Source organism: Mesorhizobium sp. M2A.F.Ca.ET.067.02.1.1, assembly GCF_004023285.1.
Taxonomy (GTDB): domain Bacteria; phylum Pseudomonadota; class Alphaproteobacteria; order Rhizobiales; family Rhizobiaceae; genus Mesorhizobium.
The window spans coordinates 1-1,483 of the sequence record NZ_RZSB01001066.1; the positions used below are offsets into that span (position 1 = coordinate 1).

The 1,483-nt window shown below is 62.8% G+C and carries 1 protein-coding gene; it reads left to right on the forward strand.

Annotation, left to right across the window (positions count from 1 at the left end; translation table 11 throughout):
- On the forward strand, nucleotides 1-1,346 hold a 1,346-nt coding region (locus EOA28_RS35445; RefSeq protein WP_128315831.1), incomplete at its 5' end, for a chromosome partitioning protein ParB.
- Nucleotides 1,347-1,483 lie beyond the last annotated feature (137 nt).

Genomic DNA, 1,483 nt, shown 5'->3' on the forward strand with positions numbered 1-1,483 from the left:
CCGATATCGCCGCCACTTTTGGCCTCACCGAGCCTCAGGTGAAGCGTATTCTGGCGCTGGGTGCCCTCTTGCCGAAGATCCGCGAAGCCTATCGCCGCGAGGAGATCGACACCGAGACCGTGCGCCATTTGACCATGGCTTCCAAGGCGCAGCAGAAGGATTGGCTGGAGCTCTATGCCGATCCCGACAACCGCGCACCGCGCGGCTGGCAGCTAAAACAATGGCTGTTCGGCGGCCAGTCGATCTCGACCAAGGTGGCGCTGTTTCCCATCGAGGATTATTCTGGCCTGATCGTCTCCGATCTGTTCGGCGAGGACAGTTTTTTCGCCGACGCGGACCTGTTCTGGCAGAAGCAGAACGAGGCGATCGTGGCCAAGCGTGGCGCCTATCTCGAAGCCGGTTGGGCGCAAGTCGTGGTGCTCGAACCCGGCCAGTATTTTCACTCGTGGGATTACGAAAAGACCCCCAGGAAAAAAGGCGGCAAGGTTGTCATAACAGTCTCGCAGCGCGGCGAGGTCGAGGCGCACGAGGGCTATCTGTCGCGCAAGGAAGCCCGCCGCACGCGCTCGAATGGCGAGGTCGGCGAGGACGCCGAACAGCCTGCAAAACCCTCGCGCCCCGAACTGAGCGGGCCCATGCAGAACTATGTCGATCTGCATCGTCACGCCGCTGTGCGCCTCAGCCTGCTCGACCATTCCGGTGTCGCGCTGCGCCTGATGGTGGCCCACGCGATTGTTGGCTCGGGCCTGTGGCAGGTGCGTCCAGATCCGCAACGCCCCGCCAACGAGGCAGTGGCGACCAGCATTGCGGCTTGCAAGGCGCAAGCGGCATTTGCCGACAAGCGGCGCGAGGGCTTGGCCCTGCTTGGCCAGCCCGACGAGGATGGTCCGGTCGCCGACGGCAATGGCGACGATTTCGCGCTGGCCAGCGTCTTTGCCCGGCTGCTGACGCTTCCGGACGACGAAGTCCTGCGTGTTCTGGGGCTCGTCATGGCCGAAACGCTTGGCGGCGTGGTCGAGGCGGTTGGCAATCATCTTGGCCTCGACATGCGCACCCATTGGCAAGCCGACGATGCCTTCTTCGAGCTGTTGCGCGACAGGCAAGTCGCCAACGCAATACTCGCCGATGTCGGCGGCAGTGACGTCGCGGACGGCAACGCATCGGAGAAACTGAAGACGCAAAAGAAGATTTTGCGCGACTTTCTTGCCGGGGAAAACGGCCGGCAAAAAGTCGATGGCTGGCTGCCGCGCTGGATGAAATTCCCGGTCGAGTCCTACACCGATCGTGGTGGCTTCCGCACCGCCGATCAGTGGTCGAAGGTCCAGCCGCTGTTCGTGTCTGAATGATCGTTTGTGCAGGGCGGGCGGCGACGTTTGGAACGTCGCCGCTTGTCCGCCTGAGATGCGCATCGACAGCTTTTGGCATGCACCTGCGGCAGCGCTGCTCCGCTCCGAACCCAGCAAGATCGCACTCTCTGTTGACC